Raw genomic sequence first — 8696 nt, forward strand, 5'->3', positions numbered from 1 at the left:
CAAGTATAGTGCTTTCAGATGCTGTTGTAAACGGATTGCTGTTCCGCCAGCCAGTCAAGCCCTTTGAATTTGATATCGCTGATATCCTCTTCGGTAAGTTTCAGAACTGCCAGCTTATTCTTTTTTATCTCGGAATTGTTGTCGTCCACATCTTCAAGTATAGCAAGAAGATTCCCTATTTCTCCCTTTCTGTCAAGCACTGCTTCTTTGATAAGCGGTTTTACGTTGATGGAATCCATAAGATCCTCTTTAGTAATCCCCAGAACCACATCAACATATGACAACAACCCGATGAAGAAAGCATCGGCTCTTCCATGATAGTTTTCACCGAAAACCCTCACACAGAGCAGTTCCAGCGTGTGTGCGCGAAGCATTGCCGTTTCAAGCATTGTGGATTTAAATCTTTTGCCGCCTGTGCTGGCGTAAAGCATAATGGTGAGCCATTTGCGCATATTTTCTCTGCCGATAAGCGTCAAAGCATGCCGGATGCTCATTATCTCATTGCGAAGGCAGTATGAACAGGCATTTATGAGTTTAAGGAGTTTAAGAGTCAGCTCCGGCTGAATTCTGAACTCCGCTTCTATCTTATCTATTTCAGCATTCTGGGAAAGATGCGAAAGCAGGCGAAGTATGGTCGCTTTTCCCGGTTCGATATTTTTTTTGTTCATTATCGTCGGTTTCTCGAAAAAGAATCCCTGAAAAAGCTCAAATCCGCAGTCTCTCGTAAAATCAAAATCCTCACGCGTTTCAACTTTTTCCGCCAGAAGCTTCATATGCCGCCCGTGGAATATCTTCTCAACACGCTCCATCTTCATCAGACAGTTCTCTTTCATATCGACTTTCAGACATTCGACATATGGAAACAGAGGCATGAACATTGAAAAGTATTCTGAACTGAGAACAAAATCATCCAAAGCAAAAAGATATCCTTCTCTGTGATAAGCCGCTATCCTTTCAACTACGTCTTTTTTGACGTTTGTGGTCTCAACTATCTCAAAAACAACGTTATCTTTCGGCAAAACGTCAAGAACATCCTGCACGATTATATCGTCATCAATATTTATGAAAGCATATTTGCCGTTTGTAAGGCTTTTTATACCGAAATTCTGGAATATGTTGACCAGCACCCTTGAGGTTGCAACAACCGAATCATATATTTCTGCTTTGTTTTCAGTGCAGCCGGCCTTTCTGAACAGAAATTCGTAACCGAATATTTCCTCGTTCACATCAAGGATAGGCTGGCGTCCCACCAGAAAGTTATCGAATATCATTTGCCTGCACGCTTTGCTTTTTTATAAATATAACATCTCAAAAATAAAAAATCATCACTAAACATCTTATATTTTTATGCGATACCATAATTAGGGAGGACGAAATGGGACTTGGACAATATCTTCTTGCGGCAAGAAAACTTAATCATATCAGCAGATGGGCAAGCGATTTCATGCATGTGCGATCGTCCGTCTCAGAACACTCTTTTCTCGTGACACAAATAGCACAAATGCTCGGAATCATAGAAGAACAACACGGCAGCAGCGTAAACTGGGAGATTCTTTATAAAAAAGCACTCAACCACGACGTTATAGAAGCTTATACCGGAGATATCCTTAGCCATATAAAGAACAAAACTCCGAAGATGAAGGCTGCAGTTGCCGATATCGAAAACATGATTGTGGATGAACTGCTCTTCTCTGACATTGAAGAACCTTACAAAGAGATATACCACGGACTGCTTTTCAACGGAAAGGACGAAACCCTTGAAGGCAGAATACTCAAATATGCTGATTACATAGACGCAATGCTTGAATGTCTCACCGAGGTCAAGCTGGGCAACAACTCGCCATTCAAACGCAAGTATCTTGAAATAAAAGAAAAATGTGCAAAATCCGATCTGGTCAGCGTAAAATACTTTCTTGATGTTATCCTGCCGGAACTGGATAATATTATCTGATGTTCATATTTTTCTTGCTTTAAACAAAGGTTTGATGGATATTTTCCGAAAATAGTTATACACTTATGTATAAAAAACTCAGGAGGATGTCATGTCAGCAGCAGCAGCAACGGAAGACCTCCGCCAGGACTGTCCGGCAAGGGGATTTGTATATGTCTGGCAGGCGGTTGTGCGTATCACACACTGGGTGAATGTGCTTTCCATCATCATTCTTGCCATGACCGGACTTTATATGCATTACCCTTTCCTGAAACCAAATCCGGTGGATTTCCCTTACATGATGGGTTATGCAAGGTTTATCCATTATCTCACAGGAGTTATTTTTTCCATAAGCGTGCTTTCCCGTATGTGGTGGGGCATCGTTGGCAACAAATACTCCAATATCCGAACCTTTTACAACCCGTTTAATAAACAAGACAGGAAAATGATAATAGCCTATCTAAAATATTACGGATTTCTGGATAATAAAGCTCCGCACATGCTGACACACAACCCCATGGCGCAATACGCTTATATAGCCATATTTCTGGTATTCCTGTTTCAGATATTCAGCGGATTCGCACTCTGGTCACAGATAAACACCGACAGCGGATACTACGCGTTCTTCGGCTCAATATTCAGTATTATGTCGAACCAATGGGTAAGATATCTGCACTATTTTGTTGTATACGTTACGCTTACGTTCCTTATCGTTCACCTGTATGCGGCTGTTCTGGTTGACTTCAGAACCCATTCCGGTGACATAAGTTCCATTTTCAGCGGATGGAAAGCAGACATTCAGGACTAAAAAAGTAAAGCCCGCTTGTTATAAGCGGGCTTTTCAGGCTGATGACCAAGAGGAGAAAAGACTAGATTGCGTCGCTTTATTCGACAAATAGTTTAAAGTGGACTCATTTCAGCAAGCTCGGTACAGAAACATTTGCAAAAATAGGCAAATGTTTTCAGCCTGCGGCTAGTGCTCGCAAAGACGAGAAGAAAAATCTGTCTCTGCGAGGGCTTTAGCCCGAAGCAGTCTAATGGTTTTGTATGAATATGTAGTTTATTAACAAACTGTAAAGCCCGCTTTAAGCAAGCGGGCTTTTTTTATATCGTGTCGTCCTGAATTATATCGAATATCAGATCCAGCTTCATAAGCGAAAGCACCTTCAATATCCTTTCAGGCACATTGGCAAGCTGCATCTTCCCTTCGTATTCCTTGAGATTTTTAAGGGATTCCAGAAGTGTCGCAAGACCGGATGAATCAAGATATGTCACCTGTGCGAGGTCAACTATTATCTTCATAACTTTCTTTTTAGTGAGTTCGCTGAGGGTTGAACGCAACTCGGAAGATGTAAGAATGTCTATCTTTCCGTATGGACGTATAACCTTTGCGCTTCCTTTATCATCAATCGTAATCTTCATGACCAACCTTTGATTTTATTTAAGATGGTATGTTATATATTTAAATTCATTCCGTTAAAAAAAGCAAGCAAATATGGAAGCCTATATCTATTGTCAGGATTTATTTTTCAAGCACCATCCAAACGTAATACTCTCCTGTTCTGTCGTCTATCCATTCGTCTTTAACCTTATAATTTGACAGATACTGATCTGCACTCTCTTTTGTGAGGGTGGAAAGTTTCTGTTCATAGTATTTGACAGTAGCACGGTCAACATTGGTGGATTCAAGATTAAGTTCTGTCTTTACAAGAACATCTATCTGCTTTGCAAGTCCGCTCTGAGCGTTCATCCGCGCAACTCTCTTCTGCTGGGCAAGCCCCCCGTTCGGCTGTTTTGGAGCTATCCCGACCGCACCGATATAACCGTCGTAAGTGGGAGTGTAGAACCATTCGGGGTACCCGTTTTTAATGGGATATTTTGTAACAGGTTTAAGCGACATTACACTGGAAACTTTTTTCTCAGGAAGCGGCTGTTTAGGCTCTTCGGCAGGTTTTACCGCCTGAGGAACGCCCAAAACCGGTTCACGAAGAGTGACAGTACCATTCTGAATGTCCTCCTCCATCTCCTGTTGTGCCGCATCAGCCATCATCTGCTGTGAAGATGCGGAATTATGTCTGACAACCTTTTTTTTCTCTGCTGCGCATCCGAAAACAACTGCAGACGCTATCATTAAAACTGCTATAGTTTTCATAAACCTACTCCGTATAATCCTTTATCTTACCATTCACTCTGACTATATAGTTGCGTGCCTCTTCGTATCTCAGGTTATTTTTGAGATGGTTATAGACAGCATCGGGAGACATAGCATTTATCGCGGGCAGAGCCGCAGAAACATTATATTTGTTTTTGCCGCCGTTCTTATTGAATGCGTATGCGACGTTTCCAGCTCCTGTGTTATAAGCCGCTATGGAGCAGTAAAGCCGACTTGTATCATTGGTCACGCCTTTGAAGTATTTATAGTACAACAGATAAAAATAGGCGGCGCCTATCTTGACATTGTTTTCAGGATTATACAGGTACGAAGGTGCAAGCACTCTCTGCGTTCCTTCAAGAAATTCGGTTGCGTCAAGACCCGCTGATTGCGGAACTATCTGCATGAGTCCGTATGCAGGAACGTATGACTTTGCCATGGGGTTAAATCTGCTCTCCGTATAGATAACTGACATTACCAGCGCGGGGTCAAGATTGAACTGTTTTGCATATGTCAGCACATGGGGTTTAACTTCGTCTGCACCCTTCTTATAAATATCATCAGGAAGTTTTACCGTCATGCTGTAAACGGTCTGTCCGGTTTTGTCCGATGGTTTCTGTGAATAATCAGCGCCGGAAACAAGCTGTTTCGCAAGGTTATTGACCTGACTGTCTGTCATGGATTTATCTGAATAAAGATTCTGCATTATGGGTTCCGCCCTCACTTTATCCGTGGTAACACCCTGCACCTGTTCTTTAAGCTTCTGCTCTGTGTTTGAGGTAACCGGGTCTCTGCGGAATGCAGTTGCGGAATCTTCATTCAGCAGATCTTTGACAACAGGAGTGAAATCCGGTTTAGCTTTGTCTGAAACAACCTCAACCGTTATGGTGCGCTTATCGAAATCCACAATCTTTCTTATCTTGTAACCGTTAAGATATTCAACCCATTTATAGTTGTCTGAAACGACAACATCGTCCCATACTTTAGAGATATCATTTTTGTATTTGGCAAACTCTTTATCCATAATATCCTTATACACTTCAAAGTTATTGAGTGTATCGGACTTATAGGTTGACCATTCCTCTTTTCTGCTTTCAAAACCGCCGGTCTGCGCTTTTTTAAAATCGTCAAAACTGTCGGCGTATGCAACAAAAGCGGTCAGAACAAAAGAAAGTATCAGTAATCTTTTCATTCAGTCACCATCCAAACATAAAGCTCCCCTGTGTAAGGGTCTTCCCACATCGCTTTTATGCGTGCTTTGACCTCACTGCCGTCAACAGTGAAAAAGGAGCTGCTCTCACCGCTGACTGCTGAGCCTGTGGAGTCTGAAACAGATTTCAGAGATGAAAAACTCTGAACTTTTACACCCATCTGGCGGGCTATCTCCTCCAGCGCCCTCTGCATGGCAAGTGTCTTCTGTCCGGTCTTTCCGTCAACATGTATACCGCTTACGCCCACCCCGCCGATGTTTGAACCGTCAGACGGATGGTAGAACCATTCAGGTTTACCGTTGATAAGTTTAACGCCATCGGTCTTGTCGGCGAAACATCCGGAAAAAGTCAGGCAGAAAACAGCCATTATTATTAAGGTCAATGTTTTATTCATATACATACCTATAAAAAAAGGGCAGTGACTAGCTGCCCTTTGTTAGTGTTTGAGATCGTTCTCTGTTACTGCTTAGGGAACTCTTTGTTGATAGCTGCGTCGAGTTCATCCTGAGCTTTTTGTGCCTGAAACTGCTGCCACAGAGCGGCATCGTTTTTCAGACTGGAAGTGACCTGCTGTTTTGTAAGGTCAGCAACCTTTGAGGGGTTGAGTACAACGAGAACATAGAGTTCGCCGCAAGGGGACATCCATATCTCTTTTTGTGATGTACCCTGAAGTGACTGGCTTGCAATCTGTTTGGAAACAGACGATGTAACTTTGTCAACAGTCTGAGCATCGCCCACGCCTGTAACCTGAGTGAAATCCTTCATCATAGTGTTGACCTTAACATCTATCATTCTTGCAAGCTCGCTTCTGGCGTTAGCCATTGCGGAATCTCTGGTGAACTGCATTCCGGCAGCGGATTTTGCAGCTGAACCTACAGCGGCAATAGTACCTTCAACAGAGGGCATGAGAACCCATGAAGGTGCACCGACAAAACAGGGATCGGCCAGCTGCTTGGGGGGTTGGGGTTTGTCGCCGCAGCCCGCCAGCGCAAAAGCCAGCACAGACATTAACAGGATGAGTTTTTTCATAAGATTACCTCCGAACTATCCTTTGACTCTTATGTAGAATTTAACACACAGAGGCAAATGTTTCCATATAATTTTATACAGAATGATATATAATAACATTGATTATGAGGTATTTTTCACTTATCTATGAATGTGAAATACGCTAATATCGAATAGGAGATTCATATGAAAAACATTACACTTGTCATTATTTGCTTGCTAATCCCCTGCTCGCTCCTTGCCGCAGACGGCATAGGCTCGGTAAAAAAATATACAGGACGCATTGAATTATTCGACGGCTCATCGCCCCGTCCGGCTGTGCTGAGTGCCCCCGACACAGCACTGAACATAAAGAATAAAGTCGCCTCAAAAAGAGCATCAACCGCTCTGGTTGTTCTCACTACGGGAGATAAAATAAGCCCTTTCCGAAAATGCCGTGGTAACTTTTTCCGAAAACAATAAATACTCACCCGAAAGCGGCAAGGTTGTTTTCAGCATAAAAAAGAGAGGAGCTGAAACCGGAACTGTAATAGTCGGTCTTAAAACCGCCGTTATCGGTGTTAAAGGCACTGAGTTCCTCATTGACATTGCGGAAGACGGCAAGGCCAAGGTGTATCTGAAAGACGGCGAAATATCCGTAGATTCCGTTGAAGGCGAGTTCCGCAAACACGGCAAGGTTGTCATGGACGAATACGAGGCCTATGTCCGCAAGATGATGGGCGAATATGACAAATATGTGGCAGAACTTCAGAAACAGTATACGGAATACGTTAAAACCTTCACAATGAAACCCGGTCAGGCCATCAGCATCGACGGGCAGGACGTGAATACGCTGGACTTTGACGAGAAGACCCTTAAAGAATTTGAACTGCTTGATATGTAAAAGAAAAAGGCGGAGCTAAACTCCGCCTTTTTTATTATTTCTGAGATACGAAAGGTCCCATTACGTTGCCCCAGGGGTTTACTCTGAGGATGAACTGGTTGCCGGAAGAGTCCTTCACAAAGAAGTTATACATAGTATGCATACGGCCTTCGAATTCCTGAGTCTTTTCTATCTTATAGCCTTTCAGGTTCGCAGCGATATATGCATCCACTTTTTTCTGAGCTTCTTCCTTGGTGAGAGCCTTCACAGCAGGCTGTCCGTTCTGGCCGAACTGAGGGCACTGGCCGCATCCGCCGCCCATTCCGTTGCCTCCCATCATGCCTCTTCCCATGCCGCCGTATGCAAATGCCATTGTTGCTGCCAGCATCAGTGCGAAAGTAAAAATTACTGTACGTTTCATCGTTCTTTTCCTCCTGAACGTGTCTTGATGCCATTTATTATACCAATATGCGTGCCAAGATTTATGCTTATGCAAAGCATTTATAATAAAGTATTAACTTGATAATATACAATAACAGGGAGTATAATCATTTCTCAACAGTGTGCAGGATTTGCACAAAAACAAGTTAAAGGTTATGGTAGTATTAAGAATAAGGCATGACTCAGGAAAAAATCTGATGAAAACAAAGACGGTCATAATAATCATTACTCTTATTGCGTGCGAACTCATCTTCTTTTTCGCAGTGGGAAAGGCTAGAGACATATTTCTGAACGAACACCTGAAAAACGAGACCGCACAGCTTTCATCAGCATATACATCCAGCATAACCAACGCCAGAAACATATCAAATGCATTCTACAACGTAATAATAAACAGCGACGACGGTATCTTGCAGCTTTTTGCGGAGGCGGACAATGCATCGCCTGAGCGGAAAGCGGAGATAAAACAGCTCATGCAGCAGAAACTCCGCTCTATCTATGAACAGCAGGTCAAGCTGGGACTCAAACAGCTTCAGTTTCACACCAGAGATTCTGATAATTTCCTGTTAATGGCTGTCGGCGAAGACGGAAACAGTTCGATAATCTCATCCAGACATACGGCGGAAACAGCAAACCGCATGGTCCGCTACACTGAAGCGTTTGAAGAGGGATACACGTTCAACGGCTTCAGATTCGTCTACCCGCTGGTATACAATTCCCTGCACATAGGCAGTCTGGAGCTTGGAGTATCCGCTGTTTATCTTGCGGAAAACATGAACTCGTTCGGCTCGGGAACTTACGATTTCATCGTTAAGAAGTCGGCAGTCGGGGCAGATGCGTTCCGTAAACCGGTATTCAGCTATGCCCAGTCGGAACTGGCGGAAAACTATCTCCGTGAAAACATTAGCTATGAATATCTTCAGGACAATGCGGCTGTCTTCGGAAGCATTGAGGAATATCTTTATGCATGCGAAATTTTTCAAACCCATGATCCAAAACCGTATCACGGCAGGAGAACCCTTTTCGGAGCACGCTGTCATCAACGGAAAAGAGATAACGGCATCCTTTTTTCCCATAAGCAATATACTCGAC

The 8696-nt window shown here is 43.2% G+C and carries 12 protein-coding genes; 5 read left to right on the forward strand and 7 right to left on the reverse strand.

Annotated features, from left to right (window positions below; all coding sequences use genetic code 11):
- Positions 1-14: 14 nt before the first annotated feature.
- Positions 15-1271 (reverse strand): EAL domain-containing protein, encoded by a 1257-nt coding sequence (locus LRY47_RS10010; RefSeq protein WP_295224885.1) that lies wholly within the window; start codon positions 1269-1271, stop codon positions 15-17.
- Positions 1272-1375: 104 nt separating this feature from the next.
- Here LRY47_RS10010 and LRY47_RS10015 point away from each other — a divergent pair, with 104 nt between their 5' ends.
- Together LRY47_RS10015 and cybH are read left to right on the forward strand one after the other, a co-directional pair.
- On the forward strand, positions 1376-1951 hold the full coding sequence (locus LRY47_RS10015) for an HD domain-containing protein (protein ID WP_295224886.1): 576 nt from the start codon (positions 1376-1378) through the stop codon (positions 1949-1951).
- A gap of 91 nt (positions 1952-2042) precedes the next feature.
- Complete coding sequence (gene cybH / locus LRY47_RS10020) at positions 2043-2738, forward strand: Ni/Fe-hydrogenase, b-type cytochrome subunit (protein WP_295224888.1); 696 nt, start codon at positions 2043-2045, stop codon at positions 2736-2738.
- Positions 2739-3034: 296 nt separating this feature from the next.
- Here the strand turns inward: cybH and LRY47_RS10025 are convergent, their stop codons facing one another.
- From LRY47_RS10025 to LRY47_RS10045, 5 genes are all read right to left on the reverse strand, one after another.
- Complete coding sequence (locus tag LRY47_RS10025; protein WP_295224891.1) at positions 3035-3352, reverse strand: STAS domain-containing protein; 318 nt, start codon at positions 3350-3352, stop codon at positions 3035-3037.
- A gap of 100 nt (positions 3353-3452) precedes the next feature.
- Complete coding sequence (locus LRY47_RS10030; RefSeq protein ID WP_295224893.1) at positions 3453-4082, reverse strand: LPP20 family lipoprotein; 630 nt, start codon at positions 4080-4082, stop codon at positions 3453-3455.
- A 4-nt stretch (positions 4083-4086) separates the two neighbouring features.
- Complete coding sequence (locus LRY47_RS10035) at positions 4087-5274, reverse strand: murein transglycosylase domain-containing protein (protein WP_295224896.1); 1188 nt, start codon at positions 5272-5274, stop codon at positions 4087-4089.
- Entirely contained in the window at positions 5271-5687 is a 417-nt protein-coding gene (locus tag LRY47_RS10040; RefSeq protein WP_295224898.1) for a hypothetical protein, read from the reverse strand. Before LRY47_RS10040 ends, LRY47_RS10035 begins: the two co-directional genes overlap by 4 nt.
- Before the next feature lie 65 nt (positions 5688-5752).
- Positions 5753-6322 carry an LPP20 family lipoprotein gene (locus LRY47_RS10045; RefSeq protein WP_295224900.1) on the reverse strand — a complete coding sequence of 190 codons (570 nt, stop codon included), beginning with the start codon at positions 6320-6322 and terminating at the stop codon, positions 5753-5755.
- 165 nt (positions 6323-6487) lie between these two features.
- Between LRY47_RS10045 and LRY47_RS10050 the strand changes: the two genes are divergently transcribed.
- Positions 6488-6763, forward strand: coding sequence for a hypothetical protein (locus LRY47_RS10050; RefSeq protein ID WP_295224903.1), 276 nt, complete (start codon positions 6488-6490; stop codon positions 6761-6763).
- The gene (locus LRY47_RS10055) at positions 6738-7184 is read left to right on the forward strand and encodes a FecR domain-containing protein (RefSeq protein ID WP_295224905.1); all 447 of its coding nucleotides are present in this window, start codon (positions 6738-6740) and stop codon (positions 7182-7184) included. Before LRY47_RS10050 ends, LRY47_RS10055 begins: the two co-directional genes overlap by 26 nt.
- A gap of 34 nt (positions 7185-7218) precedes the next feature.
- Here the strand turns inward: LRY47_RS10055 and LRY47_RS10060 are convergent, their stop codons facing one another.
- On the reverse strand, positions 7219-7584 hold the full coding sequence (locus tag LRY47_RS10060) for a PepSY domain-containing protein (protein WP_295224908.1): 366 nt from the start codon (positions 7582-7584) through the stop codon (positions 7219-7221).
- Between the two features lie 217 nt (positions 7585-7801).
- Here LRY47_RS10060 and LRY47_RS10065 point away from each other — a divergent pair.
- Positions 7802-8696: hypothetical protein (locus LRY47_RS10065; RefSeq protein WP_295224911.1), on the forward strand; the 895-nt coding region annotated here is incomplete at its 3' end.

It is taken from the genome of Seleniivibrio sp. (assembly GCF_021209385.1).
GTDB lineage: Bacteria > Chrysiogenota > Deferribacteres > Deferribacterales > Geovibrionaceae > Seleniivibrio.

Coding starts and splice junctions, on each gene's coding strand:
- LRY47_RS10030 (WP_295224893.1), bottom strand. CDS start 4,082: ATGAAAACTATAGCAGTTTTAATGATAGCGTCTGCAGTTGTTTTCGGA.
- LRY47_RS10040 (WP_295224898.1), bottom strand. CDS start 5,687: ATGAATAAAACATTGACCTTAATAATAATGGCTGTTTTCTGCCTGACT.
- LRY47_RS10050 (WP_295224903.1), top strand. CDS start 6,488: ATGAAAAACATTACACTTGTCATTATTTGCTTGCTAATCCCCTGCTCG.
- LRY47_RS10035 (WP_295224896.1), bottom strand. CDS start 5,274: ATGAAAAGATTACTGATACTTTCTTTTGTTCTGACCGCTTTTGTTGCA.
- cybH (WP_295224888.1), top strand. CDS start 2,043: ATGTCAGCAGCAGCAGCAACGGAAGACCTCCGCCAGGACTGTCCGGCA.
- LRY47_RS10015 (WP_295224886.1), top strand. CDS start 1,376: ATGGGACTTGGACAATATCTTCTTGCGGCAAGAAAACTTAATCATATC.
- LRY47_RS10045 (WP_295224900.1), bottom strand. CDS start 6,322: ATGAAAAAACTCATCCTGTTAATGTCTGTGCTGGCTTTTGCGCTGGCG.
- LRY47_RS10010 (WP_295224885.1), bottom strand. CDS start 1,271: ATGATATTCGATAACTTTCTGGTGGGACGCCAGCCTATCCTTGATGTG.
- LRY47_RS10025 (WP_295224891.1), bottom strand. CDS start 3,352: ATGAAGATTACGATTGATGATAAAGGAAGCGCAAAGGTTATACGTCCA.
- LRY47_RS10060 (WP_295224908.1), bottom strand. CDS start 7,584: ATGAAACGTACAGTAATTTTTACTTTCGCACTGATGCTGGCAGCAACA.